Origin of the sequence: Microbacterium sp. OR16 (genome assembly GCF_047306725.1) — a bacterium.
In the GTDB taxonomy this organism is placed as follows: Bacteria; Actinomycetota; Actinomycetes; order Actinomycetales; family Microbacteriaceae; genus Microbacterium.
This window is the reverse complement of the sequence record NZ_JAZEXK010000001.1, coordinates 992,387-1,016,588: the sequence shown is the minus strand read 5'-3', so window position 1 is coordinate 1,016,588 and position 24,202 is coordinate 992,387. Positions and strand designations below refer to the sequence as shown.

Here is a 24,202-nt window from a genome sequence, read left to right as displayed (position 1 = left end):
ACACACCAGCATGGCCAACAGCACCGTCGAGAAGCTGTCCCCGACCCGGGTCAAGCTCACCATCACGGTCACCCCTGAGGACCTCAAGCCCAGCATCGCCCACGCCTACGAGCACATCGCCCAGGACGTGCAGATCCCCGGCTTCCGCAAGGGCAAGGTCCCGGCTCCGATCATCGACCAGCGCGTCGGCCGCGGCGCCGTCATCGAGCACGCCGTGAACGAGGCCCTCGACGGCTTCTTCCGGGAGGCTGCCGCCGAGCACAACGTCCGCATGGTCGGCCGTCCCGCTGCCGACATCACGCAGTGGCCGAACGAGAAGGACTTCTCGGGTGACCTGCTCGTCGACATCGAGGTCGACGTGCGCCCCGAGATCGAGCTCCCCGAGCTCTCGGACATCACCCTCACGGTCGATGCCGTCGAGGCCGACGAGGCGGCGATCGACGCCGAGCTCGACAACCTGCGCGCGCGCTTCGGCACCCTGATCCCCGTCGACCGTCCGGCTGCGACCGGTGACTTCGTCGAGCTCGACCTCGTCGCCACCATCGACGGCGCCGAGATCGACCGCGCCGAGGGCGTGTCGTACGAGATCGGCTCGGGCGAGCTGCTCGAGGGCATCGACGAGGCGCTGGACTCGCTCACCGCCGGTGAGGAGACGACGTTCCGCTCGGCTCTCGTGGGCGGCGACCACGCCGGCGAGGAGGCCGAGGTCTCGGTGACGCTCAAGGCCGTCAAGGAGCGCGAGCTGCCCGAGGCCGACGACGACTTCGCTCAGATGGCGTCGGAGTTCGACACCGTCGCAGAGCTGCGCGACAGCCTCGCCGAGCGCGTCGCCCAGCAGGGCGTCTTCACCCAGGGCGCCGCCGCCCGCGACCAGCTCATCGAGAAGCTGCTCGAGCAGGTCGAGATCCCCGTTCCCGCTCAGCTCATCGAGGACGAGGTGCACGCGCACCTCGAGAACGAGAACCGCCTCGAGGACGACGAGCACCGTGCAGAGGTGGCCGAGGCCAGCGAGAAGCAGTTCCGCACGCAGGTGCTGCTCGACACGATCGCCGAGAACGCGAACGTCCAGGTGTCGCAGGAGGAGCTCAGCCAGTACCTCATCCAGTCGGCCGCGCAGTACGGCATGGCGCCGCAGGAGTTCGTCGAGGCGCTGCAGGGTGCCGGCCAGCTGCCCGCCCTCGTCGGCGAAGTCGCCCGCAACAAGGCCCTCGCCGCGACCCTCGGCAAGGTGAACATCGTCGACAGCAACGGCAAGAAGGTCGACCTGTCGGAGTTCATCGGCGATGCCGAGGACGAGGACGCCGCTGACGCCGAGGAGGCTCCTGCCGCTGAGGAGAAGCCCGCCCCGAAGAAGAAGGCTCCGGCGAAGAAGAAGGCCGCAGCCGACGACGACGCCGAGAAGCCCGCCAAGAAGCCTGCCGCGAAGAAGGCTCCGGCCAAGAAGGCAGCTGCGAAGAAGGACGAGGCCGAGAAGGCCGAGTGATCATCGCGTGATCGTACGAGGAAGGCGGATGCTGCACGGCATCCGCCTTCCTCCGTCTGCGGCGCCGCCACGCTGATATGCCGACGGCGAACACGGCCGGGCGCGCGTGCCGCCGCCGGTAGATTCGAACCACCGACACACGGAAACAGGAGCTGACATGGCTGAACCCCTGATGGCGACGAGCGTCTTCGACAGACTGCTCAAGGACCGCATCATCTGGCTGGGCTCTGAGGTGCGCGACGAGAACGCGAACGAGATCTGCGCGAAGATCCTCCTTCTCGCCGCCGAGGACTCGGAGAAGGACATCTACCTCTACATCAACTCTCCCGGCGGGTCGATCACCGCGGGCATGGCGATCTACGACACCATGCAGTTCGTGCCCAACGACATCGTCACCGTGGGCATCGGAATGGCCGCCTCGATGGGTCAGCTGCTGCTGACCAGCGGCACCAAGGGCAAGCGCTACATCACCCCGAACGCCCGCGTTCTTCTGCACCAGCCGCACGGCGGCTTCGGCGGAACGGCCAGCGACATCCAGACCCAGGCTCAGCTGATCCTGTCGATGAAGCGTCGCCTCGCCGAGATCACGGCCGGCCAGACCGGCAAGACGGTCGAGCAGATCAACGCCGACGGCGACCGCGACCGCTGGTTCACCGCCGACGAGGCCCTCGAGTACGGCTTCGTCGACCACATCCGCGAGCACGCCAGCGACGTCACCGGCGGCGGCGGCACCGGCGCAGACCAGTAAGGAAGGAACACACACATGCACACCCCCACCTTCCGCGCTGCCGGAAACCTGCCCTCGAGCCGCTACGTGCTGCCCCAGTTCGAAGAGCGCACGGCCTACGGCTTCAAGCGCCAGGACCCGTACAACAAGCTCTTCGAGGATCGCGTGATCTTCCTCGGCGTGCAGGTCGACGACGCATCGGCCGATGACGTCATGGCGCAGCTGCTCGTGCTCGAGAGCCAGGACGCCGAGCGCGACATCACCATGTACATCAACTCGCCTGGTGGATCGTTCACCGCGATGACGGCGATCTACGACACCATGCAGTACGTCGCGCCGCACATCCAGACGGTCGTGCTCGGACAGGCCGCCTCGGCGGCATCCGTCCTGCTCGCCGCCGGAACCCCGGGCAAGCGACTGGCACTGCCCAACGCCCGCGTGCTCATGCACCAGCCGGCGATGGGCGAAGCAGGTCACGGCCAGGCATCCGACATCGAGATCCAGGCCGCTGAGATCCTGCGCATGCGCACCTGGCTCGAGGAGACGATGGCGCGCCACACCGGCAAGCCCGTGGAGCAGGTGAACCGCGATATCGACCGCGACAAGATCCTGTCGGCGGCCGAGGCGCTCGAGTACGGCATCGTCGATCAGGTGCTCACCTCGCGCAAGCGCGGCTGACCCGCCGAACATGAAAGAGCGGCCCGGACACGCGTCCGGGCCGCTCTTTCGTGCGCGGAAGGCTCATCGAGCCCCGCACGCTGCTCGCGGCGCAATCGGCCCCGAGTACGCTGGAGTTCCCACCCTTTCCGACCTGGAGGCCCACGTGTCCGCATCCCTCGCCCGGCACATCGATCACACGCTGCTCAAGCCCGAGGCGACGCGCGCAGACGTCGCCGCGGCGATCGCGGAGGCCGCCGACCTCGGAACCTACAGCGTGTGCCTGTCGCCGTCCGCTTTGCCCCTCGACCTGCCGGAAGGGCTGAAGCTCGCCGTCGTGATCGGCTTCCCCAGTGGCAAGCACCATTCGTCGATCAAGGCTGCCGAGGCCTCTCTCGCCGTGGCCGAGGGCGCAGACGAACTCGACATGGTCATCGACATCGGCGCGGCCGTCGAAGGGCGCTACGCCGACGTCGAAGCCGACATCCGCGCAGTGCGCGACGCCGCCCCGCGACCCGTCGTCCTCAAGGTGATCATCGAGTCCGCCGCGCTGACCGACGATGCCATCGTCGCCGTCTGCCGCGCTGCCGAGAGCGCCGGGGCCGACTTCGTGAAGACGTCCACCGGCTTCCACCCGGCCGGCGGCGCCAGCGTGCACGCCGTGTCGCTCATGAAGAAGACGGTGGGCGACCGCCTCGAGGTCAAGGCATCCGGCGGCATCCGCACCGCTGCCGACGCGGAGACGATGATCGAGGCGGGCGCGACTCGCCTCGGATTGTCGTCGTCGCGCGCGATCCTCGAGGGCGCGAAGGCGGCCGAGGGGTACTGAACACCACCTGACCGGCTCCAATGCCGTCCTGTGTCGGTGCGTGCGGTTAGGCTCGATTGACGGCATCAGGACCCTGCCTGACCGAATGCTCGAGGAGGACGCGCATGGCACGCATCGGTGAAAGCGCTGACCTGTTCAAATGCTCTTTCTGCGGAAAGAGCCAGAAGCAGGTCCAGCAGCTGATCGCCGGTCCCGGTGTGTACATCTGCGACGAATGCGTCGAGCTGTGCAACGAGATCATCGAGGAGCGCATGGCCGAGGCCGGCGGCGGTCCCGTCGCCGATTTCGAGCTGCCGAAGCCCCGCGAGATCTTCTCGTTCCTCGAGGAGTACGTGGTCGGTCAGGATTCCGCGAAGCGCTCTCTGGCCGTGGCGGTCTACAACCACTACAAGCGTGTGCGTGCCCGCGGCACGATCCAGTCCGCCGAGCAGAAGGCGGAGGAGGTCGAGGTCGCGAAGAGCAACATCCTGATGCTCGGGCCGACCGGCTGCGGCAAGACCTATCTCGCGCAGACCCTCGCCAAGCGGTTGAACGTGCCGTTCGCGGTCGCCGATGCGACGGCTCTCACCGAGGCGGGCTACGTCGGCGAGGACGTCGAGAACATCCTGCTCAAGCTCCTGCAGGCCGCCGACTACGACACGAAGCGCGCCGAGACGGGCATCATCTACATCGACGAGATCGACAAGATCGCCCGCAAGGCCGAGAACCCGTCGATCACGCGCGACGTGTCCGGTGAGGGCGTGCAGCAGGCGCTGCTGAAGATCCTCGAGGGGACGGTCGCCTCGGTACCGCCGCAGGGCGGACGCAAGCACCCGCACCAGGAGTTCCTGCAGATCGACACGACGAACGTGCTGTTCATCGTCGCTGGGGCCTTCGCGGGCCTGGAGGAGATCATCTCGGCCCGCGTCGGCAAGCACGGCGTCGGGTTCGGCGCTCCGCTGCACGACAAGGGCAAGGACCTCGACCTGTTCAGCGAGGTGCTGCCTGAGGATCTGCACAAGTTCGGGCTCATCCCCGAGTTCATCGGCCGACTCCCCGTCGTCACCTCGGTGTCGCCGCTCGATCAGGATGCCCTGATCGACATCCTCACGGGTCCCCGCAACGCCCTGGTCAAGCAGTATCAGCGCATGTTCGAGATCGACGGGGTGCAGCTGGAGTTCGAGGACGACGCACTGCGTTCCATCGCCGACCTCGCCGTGCTGCGCAAGACAGGCGCGCGCGGCCTTCGTGCGATCCTCGAGGACGTGCTGGGGCCGATCATGTTCGAGATCCCGTCGGCCGAGGATGTGTCGAAGGTCGTGGTCACGAAGGCCGCGGTCGAAGAGGGTGCTGCACCCACCGTGGTTCTCGCGCGCAAGCGCAAGAGCGCCTGAGCGGTGTGACAGACGAGCACCCGCAGGCCTGGCGCGTCGCAGACAGCACGCAGATCGTCAAAGATCGCTGGATCGACCTGCGCGCCGACACGTGCGTCGACGGTCGAGGCCGCACCATCGCGCCCTACTACGTCCTGAAACCGGCCGACTGGATCACCGTTCTCGCCGTCGACGAGTCCGATCAGGCGATCGTCGTCGAGGAGTACCGACACGGTGCCGGCATCGTCGCGATCGGACTGGTCGGAGGCGCGGTCGACGAGGGGGAGAGCCCCGGGGATGCCGCGCTGCGCGAACTGCGGGAAGAGACGGGCTACGTCGCCGGCGAGATCATCGACCTCGGCTCGACCTGGGCGAACTGGGGAAACCACGCCAACCGGTCGCACCATTTCCTCGCGCGGGCTGCGGCCGGTTCGCCGCGCAGTCGCTCGACGACAGCGAGATCATCACCGTGCACCTGGAGTCGGTCGACTCCCTCGGCGATCGACTCGAGCAGAGCTACCACCTGCTCACCTGGATGAAGGCGATGCCGCGGCTGCACGCGGCCGCAGCCGACTGAGCAGGGCATCGCCGGGGTCGTGCATGCTTCCGAAGTGCGCCGGAGCCTGAGCCCCAGCCTGAGCCGGCGCCGGGCCCTCAGCCCTCGAGTCCGCGGCGCTTCAGCAGCGGGGCGATCTCGGCATCCCGACCGCGGAAGTCGCGGTAAGCCTCCAGCGGATCCTTCGAGCCGCCCACGCCGAGCAGGCGCGAGCGGAACCGGTCACCGTTCTCGCGCGTGAGTCCGCCGTTCTCGCGGAACCACTCCACGGTGTCTGCATCGAGCACCTCGCTCCAGATGTAGGAGTAGTACCCGGCGCTGTAACCGCCCGAGAAGACGTGCGCGAAGTACGCCGACGAGTAGCGGGTGGGCACGACGGGGTTGAGTAGCCCCACATCGGCCAGCGCCGCGCGTTCGAACTCCGCGACGTCAGCCACTGCTGAGCCGGCACCGACCCGGTGCCAGGCCTGGTCGAGCCAGGCTGCCGCCAGGTACTCGCTGGTCGCGTGGCCCTGGTCGAACGTCTCCGAGGCACGCAGCCGCTCGACGATGCCGGCGTCGAGCGGCTCGCCGGTCTCGTGGTGACGTGCATAGCTGCTCAGCACCTCGTGCCACAGGATCCACATCTCGTTGACCTGACTGGGGAACTCGACGAAGTCGCGGAACACGTTCGTCCCCGAGAAGTGCGGGTAGGTGACGCGAGCGAACAGCCCGTGCAGCGCATGGCCGAACTCGTGGAACAGCGTGGTGACCTCGTCGAGGGTCAGCAGCGTGGGCATCCCGTCGGCGGGGCGTGAGACGTTGAGGTTGTTCGCGACCACCGGCAGGGTGCCGCGCAGAGCCGACTCGCTGACGATCGGGTTCATCCACGCACCGCCGCGCTTGGTGTCGCGGGTGTACAGGTCGAGCACGTAGAGACCGACCGTCGAACCGTCCTCATCGTGCACCTCGAAGACCCGCGCATCCGGATGGTACGACGACAGATCCGAGCGCTCGGTGAAGGTGATGCCGTACAGCTTCGTCGCGGCGAAGAAGACTCCGTCGCTCAGCACCCGCTCGGCCTCGAAGTACTCGCGCAGCTCGGCCGTGTCGACGTCGAAGCGGGCCTGACGCACCTTCTCGGTGTAGAAGGCCCAATCGTGGGCCGCGAGGGGGTACGGCTCGGCCTCGTTCTCGTCGATGATCTGCTGCAGCGCCGCGCCCTCGCGCTGCGCGTTGCGAGCCGCCGGAACGGCCAGCTCCCGCAGCATCCGCTCCACCGCCTCCGGGGTGCCTGCCGTCTCGTCTGCCGTGATGTACGCGGCGTGCGATGGGTATCCCAGCAGCGCGGCCCGCTCGGCGCGGAGCGCGACAATCTCGGTGAGCACCGCGCGGTTGTCGCTCTCGTTCCCCCGCGCGGCACGGGCGAGCGACGCCTGCATGATGCGGCGGCGGCTCTCGCGCACGGTGAGGGATGCCAGGTACGGATGCCCGCTGAACAGCGGCAGCGAGACGAGGTATCTGCCCTCGGATCCGCGCTCGGCAGCGGCGCGGGCGGTGGCGCTGAGCTCACCAGCAGAGAGGCCGTCGAGCTCTGCGGCGTCGTCGAAGATCACCGCGAGATCGTTCGTGTCGCTCAGCAGGTTCTTCTCGAACGTCGTGCTGAGGGTCGACAGGCGCTGGTTCAGCGCGGTCAGCCGCGCCTTCGACTCGGCGTCGAGCGCCGCACCCGCATGCGTCATCTCGCGGAAGTGCCGCTGCACGAGGTAACGCTGCTCGTCGGTGAGGTCGAGCCGGTCGAGCATCGCATGCAGCTGCGCCACCCGCCCGTACAGCGCGCCGTCGAGGCGGATCGCGTCGTCGTGCGCGGCCATCAGCGGGGCGAGCTGCTCATCGATCTGCTGGATCTCGGGCGTCGCATCCGCTGAGCTGACGGTGTAGAAGGCGTGGGCGACCCGATCCAGCGTCTCGCCGCTGCGCTCCAGCGCCTCGATGGTGTTCTCGAAGGTCGGCATCGAGCGCAACACGGTGATGGCCCGCACCTCGGTGAGGTGCTCGTCGAACGCCGCCGCGAATGCCGGCAGGTAGTGCTCGGGCCGGATGGCCGCGTAGTCCGGCATCCCGTAGGGGAGCGTCGACGGGGACAGCAGCGGATTCGAGGCCTGGGTCATGAGGCGAGTCTATGATCACACCATCAGCGGCTGAGCCGGCCCATCACTCGCTGCAGTCCTTCGACGACCAGCCGGACGCTGCGTCGGCGCAGGGTCTCGGGGCGGGACAGCACGTCGATCAGCCGATGCGTGCTCACACCCAGCAGGGGGATCCGCACGATCTCGCTGTCGTCGACGCTGCGGGAGGTGAACCGGGGCAGCAGCCCGACCACGCCGCCCGCGGCGACGGCGGCGGTGACCGCGCCGTAGTCGTTGATGCGGTGCTGCACTCGGGGGGCGATGTTCGCGACGGCGGCGATCGCGCCCAGCACGTCGTCGGGGGAGTAGCCGATCCGGCTCGTCACCCATCGTTCCGCCGCGATGTCCTTCGGCGTGACCGACGAGCGGGCGGCGAGCGGGTGTGTCGTCGCGACCGCGACGTCGAGCGGCTCGCGAACGAGGGTGAGGCTGCGCACACCCTGCGACGGCCACGGCTCGGAGTGCTCCATGCGGTGCGCGAGCACGAGGTCGTAGCGGGCGGTGAGTGCGGGGAATTCGCTCTGCGCGACATCCTCATCGGTCAGCTGCACTGTCGGCGAGGCTTCGCCACGGGCGAGATCGCGCAGCAGCGCGCCGAACAGCGCCTGGCCCGCGCTGTGGAAGCCGCTCACGGTGACCACGCCGGCGGGATCCTGCTCGAACGCGTCCAGCGCACCGCGGGCAGCGGCCATGGCATCCAGCGCCTCGCCTCCCGCCTCGGCGAGCACCCGACCGGCGGCCGTCAGCGTGAGGGTGCGGCCCTGGCGACGAGTGAGCGGCGTGCGCACTCCGCGCTGCAGGGCGGCGAGCTGCTGCGAGACGGCCGACGGGGTGACGTGCAGCGCATCGGCCACCGCTGTGACGCTGCCCAGCGCCCCGAGCTCGCGCAGGATCTGCAGCTGATGGAGTTCCACCAGGTGATCTTACCTTTCAGCGCTACTTAACAGAGGATGCAGAACGACAGCGTTGCTCTACATCATGAAGTGCAGTGAGATCGAAGTATGAAGGCACTGTTCAAGAGCGAACCGCGCGCCGGGTTCGCGCTCGTGGAGCGCCCCGATCCGGTGGCAGGTACCGGCGAGGTCGTCATTCGGGTGCTGCGCACCGGGATCTGCGGCACGGATCTGCATATCCACCGCTGGGACGACTGGGCCGCCTCCGCCATCCGCACACCACTGATCCCAGGGCACGAGTTCTACGGCGAGGTCGTCGAGGTCGGCGACATGGTGCACGACATCTCGATCGGCGACCGTGTGTCGGGCGAGGGGCACATCGTGTGCGGAACGTGTCGCAACTGCCGCGCGGGGCGCCGGCAGATGTGCATCCGCACCGTTGGCCTCGGCCTGCAGCGCGACGGCGCCTTCGCCGAGTACCTCTCCCTTCCCGCCACGAACGTGTGGGTGCACCACGACGACGTGACGCCTGAGCTCGGCGCGATCTTCGATCCGCTCGGCAACGCCGTGCACACAGCACTGATGTACCGCGTGATCGGCGAAGACGTGCTGATCACCGGCTGCGGCCCCATCGGCCTCATGTCGATCGCCGTCGCCCGTCACGCCGGCGCGAGGTTCATCGTCGCGACCGACCTCAGTGCACCTCGACTGGAGATGGCCACGCGGATGGGCGCCGACGCGGTCGTCGACGTCGCGAAGCAGGACATCCGCGACGCCCAGCGCGCTCTCGGCATGCGCGAGGGCTTCGACATCGGCTTCGAGATGAGCGGTGCGCCCTCGGCGCTGCCGGCGATGATCGACAACATGAACCACGGTGGGCAGATCGCCATGCTCGGGCTGCCCACTGCCGGGTTCGACATCGACTGGGGCAAGCTCGTCACACACATGCTCACGATCAAGGGCGTCTACGGCCGCGAGATGTTCGAGACCTGGAACGCCATGGGGGCCATGCTGCAGACCAGCGCTACCTTGCGCGAATCGATCGCTCGCGTGATCGCCGACGTGATCCCCGCGCGCGACTGGGAGCGGGGCTTTGCCGCCGCAGAGTCGGCAGGCACGGGCAAGATCATCCTCGACTGGACCGAGCTGTGAGAACCGAGCTGTAAGGAGCCGTCATGTACGCGACATTCAAGGATCACCTGCGGGCCGAGCTCGCCGGCATCGAAGAGGCGGGACTCACCAAACGCGAGCGCGGCATCAGCGGGCCGCAGAAGGCGGAGATCAGCACGGGTGGGCACGACGTGCTCAACTTCTGCGCCAACAACTACCTGGGCCTCGCCGACGACCCGCGCATCCTCGACGCCGCTCACCGTGGGCTCGACGAGTGGGGCTACGGGCTGGCCAGTGTGCGCTTCATCTGCGGCACGCAGGAGCAGCATCTGGAACTCGAGCGCCGTCTGGCCACCTTCCTCGGCACCGACGACGCGATCCTCTTCTCCTCGTGCTTCGACGCGAACGGCGGCGTCTTCGAGACGCTGTTCACCGCCGCCGACGCGATCATCTCGGACGAGCTGAACCACGCATCCATCATCGACGGCATCCGCCTGTCCAAGGCGCGCCGCCTGCGCTACCGCAATCGCGACATGTCCGATCTCGAGGAGCAGCTGAAGGCGGCGGTGGATGCCCGCTTCCGCGTCATCGTCACCGACGGCGTCTTCTCGATGGACGGCTACATCGCACCTCTCCAGGAGATCTGCGATCTCGCTGAGCGATACGACGCGCTGGTGTTCGTCGACGATTCTCACGCGGTCGGCTTCGTGGGCGAGAACGGCCGGGGGACCCCCGAGCTGTGCGGTGTCGCCGATCGTGTCGACATCTACACCGGCACGTTCGGCAAGGCGCTCGGCGGCGCCTCCGGCGGCTATGTCGCAGCGCACCGCGACATCGTGGCGCTGCTGCGCCAGCGCTCGCGACCGTATCTGTTCTCGAACACCCTCGCCCCGTCGATCGTGGCGGGCACGCTGACCGCGCTCGACCTCGTCGAGGGATCCGCGGACCTGCGTGCGCGACTGACGCGGAACGCCGAGCTGTTCCGCCGGCGCATGACCGAGGAGGGCTTCGAGCTGCTGCCGGGCGAGCATCCGATCGTCCCGGTGATGTTCCACGACGCCGCGCTCACCGCGCGAGTCGCCGACGAGATGCAGCGACAGGGCGTGTACGTGACCGCGTTCAGCTTCCCCGTCGTGCCGCGTGGCGAGGCGCGCATCCGCGTGCAGCTCTCCGCTGCGCACACGAGCGAGCAGGTCGAGCGCTGCGTGGTGGCGTTCGTCGCGGCGCGGGAGGCCGTCAGCTGACGGGCCCCGGCCAGTGCCGGCGCCCGGATGAGCGCCCAGTCATCGCCAGGCAGGTGCGGATACAGCAGCGACGCGCCATGGCAGTACTTGCTGATCGCGTGCGGCCGCACTCCGCGCCACGCCCCCAGGCTCCCGCACCGCACCGGACGCCGCCGCTCGATGAGAGAGTTCTCACCTGCGCGAGACGATGCGCGAAGGTGCAAAGAAATGCTTGCAAATAGTTCTTTGCAAGAGTATCTTTGCGTTTATGGTCACCAACGATTCACAGGGTCGCACGCTCGACGCCGGGGCGCTGAAGGCACTCGCTCATCCGCTGCGCGTGCGCATCTACGACCTGCTCAGCGAGCGGGGGCCGCAGACGGCGAGCAGTCTCGCGTCGCTGATCGGTGAGACATCGGGGGCGACCAGCTACCACCTTCGGGCCCTCGCCGCGCAGGATCTCATCCGCGAGGTGCCGGATCGCGGCACGGCGCGCGAGCGGTGGTGGGAGCGACCCAAGGGTCGCATCAACATGCCGGGTCCGGCGGAGGCGATGTCGCCGTCGAACCGCGCCGCGGCGCAGATCGTGACCACCGAGTTCCTGCGGCTGCGTCATCAGACGCTGATGGATTACATCAATCGCCCCGAATCCGAGCAGCCGGAGGGCTGGGAGGATGCTGGCCTCATCATGACGACGATGCTCGACGTCACCGCCGAGCAGATGGCCGAGCTCAAGCAGGAGCTGACCGCGGTGGTCGACGCCGCGGTCGAGCGCTACCGCGGGCAGGAATCCCTGCCCGGCACTCGGCGCGTGTCGCTGCGCGCCGAGGTCTTCGACCTTCCCGTGGCGAACAGCCGCGGCACGATGAACCAGGAGTGATCATGGTCACTGCAACTCTTCATCTCGTCTCACCCACCCCGTTCGAGCGCGTTCTGCAGCAGATCGCGGCCGCCCTCACCAGTCACGTCGAGCGACGAATCCTCGCCAGGGCGGAGCGCCGCGAACTCGCACTCGACCTGCTTCGCGAGCAGCAGACCAGGCGGCACGACCCGCGCCAGGTCGATCACCTCCTCGCGACCGTCGGACTCCCGCGTCGCTGATCCCGCCGGCGATGGGCGCGGAGGGGCTCAGTCCTCGAAGGGGCGGGCGACGACCTCGCCGGATGCCGTGAGGAAGACCTCCCACCCGGCATCCAGCTCTGCGATCGGGCGGCCCTCCAACCAGGTGAGCGTCCAGTGACCCTTCGACGGGCTCAGGGGCCCGTTCGACAGGCTCAGGGATCCGTCCGGCAGGGATCCGGACAATCGCGACTCGACCTCGGCGATCGCCGGGCGCAGTGCCGCGGGAACGGAGGCCGGCGGCTCCGCGCCGGCCTCCCACCGCGTGCCGAGCTGCATGATCAGCCCTCCGCCGGCGCCAGCTCGATGGCCGTGACCGCGAGCTGGTCTGCTTCGGCGAACGTCAGCTCGGCGATGCGGCCGACCGCACGCAGGTCGTCGGCGGCGGCGCGCAACGCGTCGATCCTCGCGGCAGGAGCGGCGATGGTCGCCGATGCGACCGGGGTCTTCTGCGATGCCTTCGCCTCGGTCTTCGCCCGGCGGATGCCGATCAGGGCCTCGCTGGCGGCGGAAAGCACCGCCGTGTCCCCGTCGATCCCGAGCGGCTCCGGCCAGGCCGCCGTGTGGATCGATCCCTCCTCGAACCATGACCAGGCCTCCTCGGTCGCGAACGACACGATCGGCGCGAGCAGGCGCAGCAGCGTCGACAGCGCGAGGCGCAGAGCGAGGGCGGCCGAGGCCTGGTTCACGTCGGTCTGGTCGTAGGCGCGCTCCTTGACGAGCTCGAGGTAGTCGTCGCAGAACGTCCAGAAGAACGCCTCGGTGATCTCGAGGGCCTTCGCCTGGTCGTAGTTCTCGTATGCCGTGGTCGCCTCGCGCACCACGTGGTCGAGAGCCGTGAGCATCGACGCGTCGAGCGCATGCGTGACGCGCGCGCCCTCCGGCACGGGGAACGACAGCACGAACTTCGCAGCATTGAGGATCTTGATGGCCAGGCGGCGTCCGATCTTCACCTGCGTCGGGTTCTGCGGGTCGAATGCGGCGTCCATGCCCAAGCGGCTGGACGCCGACCAGTAGCGCACCGCATCAGAGCCGTGCGTGGACAGGATGTCGGCCGGGGTGACGACGTTGCCCTTCGACTTCGACATCTTCTTGCGGTCGGGGTCGACGATGAAGCCCGAGATGGCGGCGTTGCGCCACGGCGAGCGCTGGTCCTCGAGCGTCGAGCGCAGCATGGTCGAGAACAGCCAGGTGCGGATGATGTCCTGACCCTGCGGGCGCAGGTCGAACGGCGCCACGGTGTTCCACAGCTCCTCGTCGCGCTGCCAGCCGCCGGCCAGCTGCGGGGTGAGCGAGGAGGTCGCCCAGGTGTCGAAGATGTCCTGCTCGGCGTCGAATCCGCCGGGCACGCCGCGCTGGTCCTCGGTGTAGCCCTCCGGCACGTCCGTGGTCGGATCGATGGGCAGGCTCGCGAGCGAGGGCGTCAGCACGCGGTCGTAGTCGCGCTCGCCGTTCTCGTCGAGGGCGTACCAGACGGGGATCGGCACGCCGAAGAACCGCTGGCGCGAGATGAGCCAGTCGCCGGTGAGCCCGCCGACCCAGTTCTCGTAGCGCACGCGCATGAAATCGGGATGCCAGCTCAGCTCGCGTCCGTTCTCGAGCAGCTGCTCGCGCAGCTGCGGGTCGCGGGCGCCGTTGCGGATGTACCACTGCCGCGTCGAGACGATCTCGAGCGGGCGGTCGCCCTTCTCGAAGAACTTCACGGCGTGGCTGAAGGGCTTGCCGACCTCGAGCAGATCGCCGGACGCCCGCAGCTGCTCGACGATAGCCTTGCGGGCGCTGAAGACGGTCTTGCCGGCGAGCTCGGCGTACGCGGTGCGGCCCGCCTCCGACGTGATCGCCTCGGGGACATCGGCGAGCACGCGGCCGTCCTTGCCGAGGATGGTGCGGTTGGGCAGGTCGAGCTCGCGCCACCAGATGATGTCGGTCACATCGCCGAAGGTGCAGATCATGGCGATGCCCGAGCCCTTGTCCGGCTGGGCGAGGTGGTGGGCGAGCACGGGCACCTCGACGTCGAAGATCGGGGTGCGCACGGTCTTGCCGAAGTAGGGCTGATATCGCTCGTCGTCGGGGTGCGCGACCAGCGCCACGCACGCGGGCAGCAGCTCGGGGCGGGTCGTCTGGATCTCGATGTCGCCCGAGCCGTCGGTCTTGTGGAAGGCGACGCGATGGTAGGCGGCCTGCTGGTCGCGGTCCTCGAGCTCTGCCTGGGCGATCGCCGAACGGAAGTCGATGTCCCACAGGGTCGGCGCCAGCGACTGGTACGCCTCGCCGCGCTCGAGTCCGCGCAGGAACGCCAGCTGGCTCTGCCGGATCGTGTCGTCGGAGATGGTGCGGTACGTCTGGGTCCAGTCGACGCTGAGCCCGAGTTGGCGGAACAGCGCCTCGAACTGCTTCTCGTCCTCGACGGTCAGCTTCTCGCACAGCTCGATGAAGTTGCGGCGGCTGATGGGCTGCTGGTCGGCAGCGCGGGACGACTTGTTGTCACCGCCTTCGAACGGCGGCGTGAAGTCGGGGTCGTAGGGCAGCGTCGGGTCGCAGCGCACGCCGTAGAAGTTCTGCACGCGGCGTTCGGTTGGCAGACCGTTGTCGTCCCAGCCCATCGGGTAGAACACGTGCTTGCCGCGCATGCGCTCGAAGCGCGCCTTGATGTCGGTGTGGGTGTACGAGAACACATGCCCGATGTGCAGGCTGCCGGACGCCGTCGGCGGGGGAGTGTCGATCGAGTAGACGCTGTCGCGTCCGGATGCCGTGGCCTGGGCGCGATCGAAGAGGAAGGTGCCCTGGTCCGACCAGCGCTCACCCCACTTCGCTTCGAGGCCTTCGAGCGCGGGCTTGTCGGGAATGCGTGACATGGAGGACTCCTCGAGCGATGTGTGCGGCACTGTGTGAGCGTGCCTGAGTGTGGTTGTCCGGCGAGTCTACCGGTCGCCGCATGACCGGCCGTAGATCGACTGCGTCCAACAACCGCCGGTAAGATGGAGTGTTCCCCTTCTCCGCATGCATCGAGGTTCCCGAATGCCTTCCTTCCCTGTGCGTCGTCTTCTGCCGCTGGCCGCCCTGGCCGCAGCATCCGCCCTTCTGCTCAGCGCCTGCGCAGGACCGGCCAGCGACGCCGGCGGTTCCGAGGCCGAGCTCGTCTGGGCGATCGAGGGCGCCAACCTCTCGGCCGGACACATGGATCCACAGACCAGCCAGCTCGACGTGTCGGGGATGGTGCAGCGTCAGGTGCTCGACTCCCTGGTCTTCCAGGAGGCCGACGGGTCGTTCTCGCCGTGGCTCGCGAAGAGCTGGCAGGTCTCCGACGACGGGAGAACCTACACCTTCGAACTGCGCGACGACGTCACCTTCTCGGACGGCACCGCTTTCGACGCGGCCGCGGTGAAGGCGAACTTTGACCGGATCGTCGACCCGGCCACCAAGTCGGCGCAGGCGGCGAGCATGCTCGGCGGCGAGCTGTACGCGGGAACCGAGGTCACCGGCGAGCACACCGTCGAAGTCAGCTTCACGCAGCCGTACGCGCCTTTCCTGCAGGCGGCGAGCACCGCGCAGCTGGGTTTCTGGTCGCCGAAGGTGCTCGAGGAGTCCGCCGACCGCCTCGCCGCGGGCGGGCCGGACGTCACCGTCGGCACCGGACCGTTCGTGCTGAGCGAGTACACCGCTGATCAGGAGATCGTCTACACCCGCAACGACGACTACCGCTGGGGACCCGGCGGGGCGAAGGCACCGGCGATCGAGACCCTCCGGGTGGAGCTGCTGCCCGAGGCGTCCGTGCGCGCCGGTGTGCTCGCATCCGGCGAGGCGGACGTCGCGACCCAGCTGCCGCCGAACGTCGTCGCCGACCTCGGCGACGACGTCACGGTCACCGCCAAGGAGTACCCGGGCCTGCCGTACTCGCTGTTCCTCAACGAGAAGCACGGCGTCTTCGCCGACCAGAAGGTGCGTCGGGCGTTCTCACGGGCGATCGACATCGATGCGGCCGTCGACGAGATCTTCTTCGGCGAGTTCCCCCGCGCGTGGAGCATCCTCGGTCCCACGACTCCCGGCTACGACAAGCGACTCGAGGGCAGCTGGGCGTTCGACGCCGATGAGGCGAACGCGCTGCTGGATGAGGCCGGCTGGACAGAGCGCGGCGCCGACGGCATCCGGACGAAGGACGGCAAGCGCCTCTCGGCCCGCTGGATCGCCTGGACCCCGATCTCGGACGACCGCACCGCGCTCGCCAACGCCATTCAGTCCGACCTGAAGGACGTCGGCTTCGAGATCGTCCGGGAGAAGCTCGAACCCGCCGCCTACAACGAGCAGTACGGCCCGAAGACGTACGACATCACCGACTGGGACTTCTCGGGCGTGGATGCCGACCTGCTGCGCAGCCACCTCGGCACCGACGGGTTCCAGAACGCCTCGCAGGTGAGCGACCCCGCCGTCGACGAACTGCTCGAGCGCGGGCTCTCGACGTCGGACACGTCGGAGCGGGCGGAGATCTACACCGAGCTGCAGCAGTGGAACGCCGAGCACGTCGCGATCGTGCCGCTGTACGTGTCATCGCTGATCACCGGATCCGTGAAGGGCGTCGAGGGCCTGGAGTACGACCTGTACGGCCGGCCGCTGTTCTACAGCGCGAGCGTCAGCCGCTGACGTGCGGCGCGCCCTGGTCCGGATCGCCGGGACCGCCGCCTCCGCCGTGCTCGTCCTCTGGGGCGCGGCGACGCTGGCCTTCCTGGCGCTGCGGATCATCCCCGGCGATGCCGTCTCGGTCATGCTTGGCCCGCAGGCGAAGGTGAGCGAGGCGGTGAAGGCGGCGGTCAGGGCCGATCTCGGCCTCGACCGCCCTCCGCTCGAGCAGTACCTCTCGTACATCGGGGGACTCCTGCGTGGTGATCTGGGGACGTCGTATCAGCTCCGGATGCCCGTGACCGAGGTCATAGGCCGTCAGCTCGGGCCCACCGTGCAGCTCACGGCGCTGGCGCTGCTGACCGCGGTTCTCGTCGCGCTCGCCGTGGCGCTGTTCGCGCGACGCGGGCTCGCGAGAACCGTGGTGGTCGCGGGGGAGCTGATCGTGCTCTCGTCGCCGGTGTTCTGGATCGGCATCGTCCTGCTGGCGGTCTTCGCCTTCGGGCTGGGCTGGTTCCCCGTGGCGGGCACGCGCAGCGCTGCCACGGTGGTGCTGCCCGCGCTCACGCTCGCACTTCCGGTCGCGGCGCTGATCGGTCAGGTGCTGCGCGACGGCATCGAGGAGGCCGAGCGACAGCCGTTCGCCGAGACCGTCCGCTCGCGCGGCGCCGGATCGTCCCGCCTCGTGCTGCGGCACTCGCTGCGCCACGGCGCGGCGAGCGCGCTCACCCTCACCGCCTATCTCATCGGCTCGCTGCTCGGCGGTGCGGTGCTCGTCGAGACCGTGTTCGCGCGACCCGGGCTCGGGCGGGTGACGCTGACCGCCATCGTCGACCGCGATCTGCCCGTCGTCGCGGGCGTGATCATGCTCAGCGCCCTCGTGTTCGTCATCGTGAACGTGATCGTCGAGCTGCTGCATCCGATCATCGACCCGCGACTGCGCGCGCGGTCCGCCGCGTTCGAGGCGCCCGCCATCGAGGAGCGCCGATGATGGCCCGACGGGTGGGGCTGGGGTGCTCCGCGGCCTTCCTCGTCGTCGTCGCGCTCGCCGCGGCATTTCCCGACCTGCTCGCCACCCATGACCCGCTGCGCACCGACGTGCGCTCGGCGCTCGAGGCGCCGGGGCCGGCCCACCTGTTCGGCACCGACCAGTCGGGCCGCGACGTGTTCTCGCGGGTCGTGCACGGAGCCGCACGCTCCGTCGGGATCGGACTGCTGGCGACGACGCTCGCGGTGATCGCCGGTCTCGTGCTCGGCTCGCTCTCGGGCGTCGCACCCCGAGCGGTGGATGCCGCGGCGATGCGCGTCACCGACATCCTGCTCGCTTTCCCCGAATTCCTCATCGCGCTGATCGTCGTGGCGGTGCTCGGCCCCGGCGCGCTCAACGTCGCCATCGCGGTGACGATCGCGGCGGTGCCGGTGTACATCCGGCTCGCCCGCACGCAGACCCGCACGCTGCGCATCGCAGAGCACGTGGAGGCGGCCCGCATCCTGGGCGTCGGCGCCGTGCGCACCTTCACCCGGCACGTCGCGCCCGGGGTCCTCGGGACGCTGAGCGTCCTCGCCACCATCGGCATCGGGTCGAGCATCCTCGCCGCCGCCGGCCTCAGCTTCCTCGGCCTCGGCCCCTCGGAGCCGGCTCCGGAATGGGGACTCATGCTCTCGGGCGGACGCAATGTGCTCGGCCGCGCCTGGTGGATCTCGGTCTTCCCGGGTCTTGCCATCACGCTGACCGTGGTCTGCGCCACGGTGCTCGGCCGAGCCCTGCGCGCGCGAGCCGAGGGGAGGCGCTCATGAGCGCGGTGCACGTGCGGGGACTGCGCATCCGCATCGGCGCGCAGGCGGTCGTCGACGGGGTCGATCTCGACATCGCTCCGGGCGAGTGCGTGGCGATCGTCGGCGAATCCGGGGCCGGCAAGTCGCTCACCGCACGTGCGCTGCTCGGGATGCTGCCGGACGGCGCCCGCATGACAGCGGACGAGCTGCGGATCGACGGCATCGACGCCGCCGGGCTCGGCGAGGCCTCGTGGCGTGCCCTGCGCGGCCGGCGCGTCGCGCTCGTCTCGCAGGACGCGCTGGCCGCGCTCGATCCGCTGCGCCGGATCGGCCGCGAGGTCGCCGAGCCGATGGAGATCCACCGCCTGCACCGCAGTGACCGGCAGGCACAGGTCGTGCGGCTGCTGGCTTCCGTATCGCTGCCCGAACCGGAGAGGCGCGCGCGCAGCCGCCCGCACGAGCTGTCGGGCGGGATGCGTCAGCGAGCGCTGATCGCGTCGGCACTCGCCGCCGATCCCGCGGTGCTGGTCGCCGACGAGGCGACGACGGCGCTGGACGCCACGGTCCAGGCGCGCATTCTTGCCCTGTTGCGCTCGATCGCCGACGACGGACGAGCTGTACTGTTCATCAGCCACGACTTCGCGGCGGTCCGGCGGGTGGCCGATCGGGTGCTGGTGATGCGCGCGGGGCGCATCGTGGAGCACGGTGGCGTGGCGGAGGTCATGGCGTCGCCGCGCGAGGAGTACACCCGCGCCCTCGTCGAGGCGAGCGTCCTGCGCCCACGCACCCCGACGCGACCGGCGGGTGAGCTGCTGCTGCAGGTGCGCGACGTGTCGAAGCGGTTCGAGCGGCCCGCGGTCATCGGCGCCTCATTCGCTCTCGTGTCCGGCCGCACGCTCGGCGTCGTCGGGGAGTCCGGGTCAGGCAAGACGACCCTCGCCCGGATGCTGATCGGCGTGGAGCGGCCCGACAGCGGAGTGATCGAGTGGGCGTCGGCGCAGCGGGTGCAGCTGGTGCACCAGAATCCGCTCGGCGCGTTCGACCCGCGGTGGACGATCGGCCGGTCGATCGCCGAGGCGCTGCAGGCCGCCGGCGCCCGTCGTGGCGATCGCTCCGCTGCCGTGGCGGCTCTGCTCGCGGAGGTGGGACTGGATGCGGAGCTCGGACGTCGGCGCCCTCGTCAGCTGTCCGGCGGGCAGCTGCAGCGCGCCGCCATCGCACGGGCGCTCGCCGCCGACCCGCAGGTGCTCGTGCTCGATGAGCCGGTGTCCGCTCTGGACCCCACCGTGCGCGCTCGGGTGCTCGACCTGCTCGCGCGCCTGCAGATCGAACGCGGGCTGACGATGGTCTTCGTCTCGCACGACCTCGCCGTCGTCGCGGCGGTCTGCGACGACGTGCTGGTGATGCGCGACGGTGTGATCGTCGAGCGCGGCCCTGTGGCCGACGTGTTCGCCGCGCCGACGCATCCGTTCACGAGGGAGCTTCTCGCCGCCGGCAGATGAGCGGCGGAGTGGGCACCAGGGCGCGTCGGCTCCCAGCGAAATCCCAGGTTCGCTATGGTGGGGCGCAGCAGCGACGACGAAGCCCTGCCGAAAGGAAGCGCCGCAATGACTCCCGTTCTTCTCATGCTCATCGGATTGGCGATCTTCGCCGTCGGATACCTGTTCTACTCGCGGTACCTGGCCAATCGGGTCTACCGCCTCGACGCGTCGTTCGCGACCCCCGCTCACGAGCTCAACGACGGCGTGGATTACGTGCCGACGAACAAGTTCATCCTCTGGGGGCACCACTTCACCTCGGTCGCCGGCGCGGCGCCCATCGTGGGGCCCGCCATCGCTGTGATCTGGGGATGGGTTCCGGCCTTCCTCTGGGTCACGCTCGGCACGGTGTTCTTCGCCGGCATGCACGACCTCGGAGCGCTGTGGGCCTCGACCCGCAACAAGGGCCGATCGATCGGCGCCCTGTCGGCGCGCTACATCGGCAAGCGCGGCGCGGGCCTGTTCCTCGTCGTGATCTTCCTGCTGCTGCTCATGGTGATCGCCGCCTTCGCGGTCGTCATCAAGAACCTGCTGATCTCCACACCCAGTGCGGTGATCCCCACCTGGGGAGCGATCGGCGTCGCCCTGCTCGTCGGCATCGCCGTGTATCGCCTGCGCTGGCCGCTGCTGCCCGTGACCGTCGTCGGCGTCGCCACACTGTATGGGCTGATCGTGCTCGGCGACCAGATGCCGGTCGTGCTGCCGGACGACTTCCTCGGCATGGGGCCTGCGACCTTCTGGATCCTCGCGCTGTTCGTCTACGGAGCGATCGCCTCGCTGCTGCCGGTGTGGGTGCTGCTTCAGCCGCGCGACTACATCAACGGCGTGCAGCTGTTCGTGGGTCTGATCCTGCTGTTCGGATCGGTGCTCACCGCGACCCTCTTCTCTGGCGCCGCTCCCGAGATCGTCGCGCCGGCGATCAACACGGCCGTTCCCGAGGGGACGCCGAGCATGGTTCCCCTGCTGTTCGTCACCATCGCGTGCGGTGCGATCTCGGGCTTCCACGGCATGGTCTCGTCCGGCACGAGCTCGAAGCAGCTCGACAAGGAGACCGACGCCCGGTTCGTCGGCTACTTCGGCGCGGTCGGCGAGGGGCTGCTGTCGCTCGGCACGATCCTCGCGGTGATCGCGGGCTTCCGCACGGTCGCGGAGTGGAATGAGGTGTACAGCGCGTTCGGTGCGGGCGGCGTCGGAGCCTTCGTGACCGGTGGCGGTGCGCTGATGCAGGCGGGCATCGGTCTGCCGGCCTCGCTCAGCGCCACGGTTCTCGCCACCATGGCGGTGCTGTTCGCGGCGACGACCATGGATACCGGCATGCGCCTGCTGCGCTTCGTCGTGCAGGAGATCGGTGACTCGATGAAGCTGCGGATCACGAAGGTGCCCGCGACGATCGTCGTCGTCGTGGTCGGTCTCGGGCTCACCTTCTCGCAGGGCCTCGGCGGCGACGGCGGGCTGCGGATCTGGCCCCTGTTCGGAACGACGAACCAGCTGATGGCCTCGCTGACGTTGTCGATCATCGCGGTCATGCTCATCCGCAAGCGCCGCAACCCTCTGCCGGCGCTGATCCCGCTGGTGATCGTCTTCGTGCTGTCGTTCTGGGCGGCGATCGAGCAGCTCGCCTCGTTCGCCGATCCCGCGAAGGCGGACTGGCTGCTGTTCGCGCTGGATGTCATCATCATCGCCTCGAGCGTCTGGGTCGCCGTGGAGGCTGTGCTCGCGATGCGTCGGGCCGCGCGGGAGGAACCCGAGCACGAGGATGAGGACGCCCGGCTCGAGGCGGTTCGCGAGGAGGTCTGATCGATGAGTCGCACCGAGGCGGCCCGGCGCCTGCGCCGGCACTGGGCCGCCTTCCGGCGGGGGCTGGCGGAGTACTACGCCGGCCCCTATCGGCAGATGCTCGCCCGCGAGCAGCGCGATGAGGACGACCTGTTCACCCTGATCGTGCTCGGCGAGGCGCTCGGGGTTCCCGACCCGGCGGCGTACTACAGCGTCGAGCTCATGCCCCTCGTCGCCGATGACTTCCACCGCTGGCACCGACGGATGGGCATGCCGCGATCACCCCTGGATCACGTCTCGTGCTGCTAGAGGTGCTGCGGCGCGAACTGCTGTTCGTGGGCGGCAAGGGCGGCGTCGGCAAGACGTCGCTCTCGAGCGCGCTGGCGCTCGCGCGTGCGCGCACCGGGGCACGGGTGCTCGTGGTCTCCACCGATCCGGCGCACAGCCTGGGGCATCTCTGGCGGCGTGCGATAGGTGATCAGACGGTGGAGCTGGCGCGCTTCGACGGCGGTGGCACGCTCGACGGCGTGGAGCTCGATCCCGCGGCGACGGTGGATCGTCACCTCGCGGCGGTGCAGCAGACCATGCTGCGGATGCTGCCCGAATCGCAACACGGCTCGGCGCGCACGCACCTCGAGCGCGCGCGCATCGCACCGGGCAGTCATGAGGCCGCCGTTCTGGAACGGATCGCCGAACTGGCCGAGCTCGGACGCCGTGAGTACGACCTCGTCGTGTTCGACACCGCGCCCTCAGGGCACACCCTGCGACTGCTCGCCCTGCCCGGGCAGCTGGCGGGGTGGACCGACGCTCTGCTGCGCAACCGCGACCGTTCGGAGCGGTACGCGGCCGCGATGCGCGGGCTGACCGGTCGTGGTGACGCGCAGGCCGAATCCGAGGCGGCGCTGCGGCGCACCCTGGAGCTCCGCCGCGCGCGGTTCGAAGCGCTCCGGACCGCGCTCGCCGATCCGGCGCGCACCGGATTCGTCGTCGCGTTCGTCGCCGAGGCGCTGCCGGTCGCTGAGACTCTCGACGTGGTCGGGGTGCTGCACGCCCTGCAGGTCGACGTCGCCGCGCTGATCGCCAATCGACGCTCCCCGGCGGACGCGGGCTCGCTGCTGGGTGCTCGCCGCGCGGTCGAGGACGAGCAGCTTCGGCGGGTGCGCGAGCAGGTGCCGGACGTGCCGATCGTCGAGGTGCCGCTGATCCCGGGCGAGCTCACCGGCCGAGACGCGCTGGAGAGGCTGGCCGATCTGCTGCTGGCGCCCTCGACCTGATCGCGCGCTTCGAACGCACGGGGCAGCGGGCGGCTGATTGAGGCGAGATGAGCATAGTGCTACATTGCTAGCATGCAAGCAAACGAACCCAAGGTGCAGTTCAACGTGTACCTGCCGCGGGACCTGGTGCGTGCGGTGAAACATCGTGCCGTGGATGACGGCTCGAGCCTGTCGGCCCTCGTCGAGCGCGCCCTGCGGGCACATCTGGACGGAGGAGAGTCGTGATGAGTGCAGAGCAGGCCAGTGCAGAGCAGGCCGGTGCTGAGCAGGCCGGCCCGACGGCGAAAGGCACAGCGGTGAGCAGCACCGTGCAGCAGATCGTGTACACCCGCGATGAGCCTCGCTGGCACGCGCTCGCCGCGGCGCTGGGGCTGGCGGCGCCATTCCCGCCCGAAGCCGGCTGGGCCGAGTTCGACGGTGGGGGAGCGCTCGCTGTGCACGCCGAGACGCCCGACCATGCCGACGGCACGTGCGATCTGCACCTGCTCGTCGACGACCTCGATGCTGCCGAGCGGGCACTCGCGGGGCGCGAGGTCGAGCGAACGCATCTGGACGGAGTCGGCGACCTGCTCGTCATCCGCGCAGCATCCGGTGTCGTCATCAGCGCTTCGGCGGGGACGCGCGCGACGGCCGGGGCGGTCTCGGTGCAGCCGATCTGGTTTCAGGACGACGTCGACGAGGCGTGCGAGATCCTCACCGCGCTAGGACTGCGCGCCGACATCGCCGCAGACCGCGGCGGGTGGGTCGAGATGCGTGCCGCCGGCGGCGGCACCGTCGGCGTGCACTCGGCCTCGGGTCGCAGCGAGGGATCCGGCGCGGGCATCGGGCTGAGCTTCCTCGCCGAGGGTGATCTCGACGCGCTCGCCGCGAGGCTGACGGATGCCGGTTTCCCGGCATCCGTCGTCGATGAGTCATACGCGCGAACGATCCGCATCGCGGAGCCGGACGTGTGGATCAACGGCGCGCAGGACGACCTGTATGGATATCACCGGGTGAGCTGACGGCTCTGGCGTAGACTGTACGTACACGCGTTGATCCGGCCATCACCGGGGAGCTCTCGGAAGAACGCTTCGACAGGCTCAGTGACCCAGGGGGTTGCTGAGCAGG

23 protein-coding genes are annotated in these 24,202 nt (G+C 69.2%); 19 read left to right on the top strand and 4 right to left on the bottom strand.

All coding sequences use genetic code 11. The features are described from left to right. Nucleotides 1-10 precede the first annotated feature (10 nt). From tig to V2S05_RS04890, 6 genes are all read left to right on the top strand, one after another. Nucleotides 11-1,483 (top strand): trigger factor, encoded by a 1,473-nt coding sequence (gene tig, locus V2S05_RS04915; RefSeq protein ID WP_413634204.1) that lies wholly within the window; start codon nt 11-13, stop codon nt 1,481-1,483. 106 nt (nt 1,484-1,589) lie between these two features. Continuing rightward, the gene (locus V2S05_RS04910; protein ID WP_413634203.1) at nt 1,590-2,231 is read left to right on the top strand and encodes an ATP-dependent Clp protease proteolytic subunit; all 642 of its coding nucleotides are present in this window, start codon (nt 1,590-1,592) and stop codon (nt 2,229-2,231) included. Between the two features lie 15 nt (nt 2,232-2,246). Beyond that, entirely contained in the window at nt 2,247-2,888 is a 642-nt protein-coding gene (locus V2S05_RS04905; RefSeq protein WP_413634202.1) for an ATP-dependent Clp protease proteolytic subunit, read from the top strand. 145 nt (nt 2,889-3,033) lie between these two features. Then, the gene (deoC, locus tag V2S05_RS04900; RefSeq protein ID WP_413634200.1) at nt 3,034-3,696 is read left to right on the top strand and encodes a deoxyribose-phosphate aldolase; all 663 of its coding nucleotides are present in this window, start codon (nt 3,034-3,036) and stop codon (nt 3,694-3,696) included. A gap of 104 nt (nt 3,697-3,800) precedes the next feature. Beyond that, nucleotides 3,801-5,069 carry an ATP-dependent Clp protease ATP-binding subunit ClpX gene (gene clpX, locus V2S05_RS04895; protein WP_271637382.1) on the top strand — a complete coding sequence of 423 codons (1,269 nt, stop codon included), beginning with the start codon at nt 3,801-3,803 and terminating at the stop codon, nt 5,067-5,069. A gap of 5 nt (nt 5,070-5,074) precedes the next feature. After that, a complete protein-coding gene (locus V2S05_RS04890) occupies nt 5,075-5,587 on the top strand; it encodes an NUDIX hydrolase (RefSeq protein WP_413634198.1) in 513 nt (170 codons plus the stop codon). 115 nt (nt 5,588-5,702) lie between these two features. Here the strand turns inward: V2S05_RS04890 and V2S05_RS04885 are convergent, their stop codons facing one another. Then, a complete protein-coding gene (locus V2S05_RS04885; protein ID WP_413634196.1) occupies nt 5,703-7,754 on the bottom strand; it encodes a M3 family metallopeptidase in 2,052 nt (683 codons plus the stop codon). Between the two features lie 23 nt (nt 7,755-7,777). After that, nucleotides 7,778-8,686: a LysR family transcriptional regulator gene (locus V2S05_RS04880; RefSeq protein WP_413634195.1), complete on the bottom strand. Its 909-nt coding sequence runs from the start codon at nt 8,684-8,686 to the stop codon at nt 7,778-7,780. An 87-nt stretch (nt 8,687-8,773) separates the two neighbouring features. Here V2S05_RS04880 and tdh point away from each other — a divergent pair, with 87 nt between their 5' ends. The 4 genes from tdh (at nt 8,774) to V2S05_RS04860 (ending at nt 12,099) form a co-directional block, all read left to right on the top strand. Further along, a complete protein-coding gene (gene tdh / locus V2S05_RS04875; RefSeq protein WP_413634193.1) occupies nt 8,774-9,817 on the top strand; it encodes an L-threonine 3-dehydrogenase in 1,044 nt (347 codons plus the stop codon). A gap of 23 nt (nt 9,818-9,840) precedes the next feature. Further along, nucleotides 9,841-11,019, top strand: coding sequence for a glycine C-acetyltransferase (locus V2S05_RS04870; RefSeq protein WP_413634192.1), 1,179 nt, complete (start codon nt 9,841-9,843; stop codon nt 11,017-11,019). 247 nt (nt 11,020-11,266) lie between these two features. Beyond that, complete coding sequence (locus V2S05_RS04865; protein WP_413634190.1) at nt 11,267-11,878, top strand: helix-turn-helix domain-containing protein; 612 nt, start codon at nt 11,267-11,269, stop codon at nt 11,876-11,878. Between the two features lie 2 nt (nt 11,879-11,880). Continuing rightward, entirely contained in the window at nt 11,881-12,099 is a 219-nt protein-coding gene (locus V2S05_RS04860; protein WP_413634188.1) for a hypothetical protein, read from the top strand. Nucleotides 12,100-12,126: 27 nt separating this feature from the next. Here V2S05_RS04860 and V2S05_RS04855 read toward each other — a convergent pair whose 3' ends face one another. Next, the gene (locus V2S05_RS04855) at nt 12,127-12,396 is read right to left on the bottom strand and encodes a hypothetical protein (RefSeq protein ID WP_413634186.1); all 270 of its coding nucleotides are present in this window, start codon (nt 12,394-12,396) and stop codon (nt 12,127-12,129) included. A 2-nt stretch (nt 12,397-12,398) separates the two neighbouring features. Next, nucleotides 12,399-14,972 carry a valine--tRNA ligase gene (gene valS / locus V2S05_RS04850; RefSeq protein WP_413634184.1) on the bottom strand — a complete coding sequence of 858 codons (2,574 nt, stop codon included), beginning with the start codon at nt 14,970-14,972 and terminating at the stop codon, nt 12,399-12,401. A 163-nt stretch (nt 14,973-15,135) separates the two neighbouring features. On the opposite strand from valS, the gene V2S05_RS04845 reads away from it, so the two are divergent. The 9 genes from V2S05_RS04845 to V2S05_RS04805 all read left to right on the top strand — a co-directional run bounded on the left by V2S05_RS04845 (nt 15,136) and on the right by V2S05_RS04805 (nt 24,096). Then, a complete protein-coding gene (locus V2S05_RS04845; RefSeq protein ID WP_413634182.1) occupies nt 15,136-16,755 on the top strand; it encodes an ABC transporter substrate-binding protein in 1,620 nt (539 codons plus the stop codon). Nucleotide 16,756: 1 nt separating this feature from the next. Continuing rightward, nucleotides 16,757-17,722 (top strand): ABC transporter permease, encoded by a 966-nt coding sequence (locus tag V2S05_RS04840; RefSeq protein WP_413634181.1) that lies wholly within the window; start codon nt 16,757-16,759, stop codon nt 17,720-17,722. Beyond that, complete coding sequence (locus V2S05_RS04835; RefSeq protein WP_413634179.1) at nt 17,719-18,528, top strand: ABC transporter permease; 810 nt, start codon at nt 17,719-17,721, stop codon at nt 18,526-18,528. The genes V2S05_RS04840 and V2S05_RS04835 overlap by 4 nt, the downstream gene beginning before the upstream one ends. After that, a complete protein-coding gene (locus tag V2S05_RS04830) occupies nt 18,525-20,009 on the top strand; it encodes an ATP-binding cassette domain-containing protein (RefSeq protein ID WP_413634178.1) in 1,485 nt (494 codons plus the stop codon). Before V2S05_RS04835 ends, V2S05_RS04830 begins: the two co-directional genes overlap by 4 nt. A 105-nt stretch (nt 20,010-20,114) precedes the next feature. Further along, nucleotides 20,115-21,842 (top strand): carbon starvation protein A, encoded by a 1,728-nt coding sequence (locus V2S05_RS04825; protein WP_413634177.1) that lies wholly within the window; start codon nt 20,115-20,117, stop codon nt 21,840-21,842. Between the two features lie 3 nt (nt 21,843-21,845). Next, nucleotides 21,846-22,130, top strand: a complete 285-nt coding sequence (locus V2S05_RS04820) for a cory-CC-star protein (RefSeq protein WP_413634176.1) — start codon at nt 21,846-21,848, stop codon at nt 22,128-22,130. After that, nucleotides 22,121-23,095, top strand: a complete 975-nt coding sequence (locus V2S05_RS04815; RefSeq protein ID WP_413634175.1) for an ArsA family ATPase — start codon at nt 22,121-22,123, stop codon at nt 23,093-23,095. The genes V2S05_RS04820 and V2S05_RS04815 overlap by 10 nt, the downstream gene beginning before the upstream one ends. A 72-nt stretch (nt 23,096-23,167) precedes the next feature. Beyond that, nucleotides 23,168-23,320 (top strand): CopG family transcriptional regulator, encoded by a 153-nt coding sequence (locus V2S05_RS04810; RefSeq protein ID WP_413634174.1) that lies wholly within the window; start codon nt 23,168-23,170, stop codon nt 23,318-23,320. Next, entirely contained in the window at nt 23,320-24,096 is a 777-nt protein-coding gene (locus tag V2S05_RS04805) for a hypothetical protein (protein WP_413634173.1), read from the top strand. The genes V2S05_RS04810 and V2S05_RS04805 overlap by 1 nt, the downstream gene beginning before the upstream one ends. The last annotated feature ends 106 nt before the right edge of the window (nt 24,097-24,202 follow it).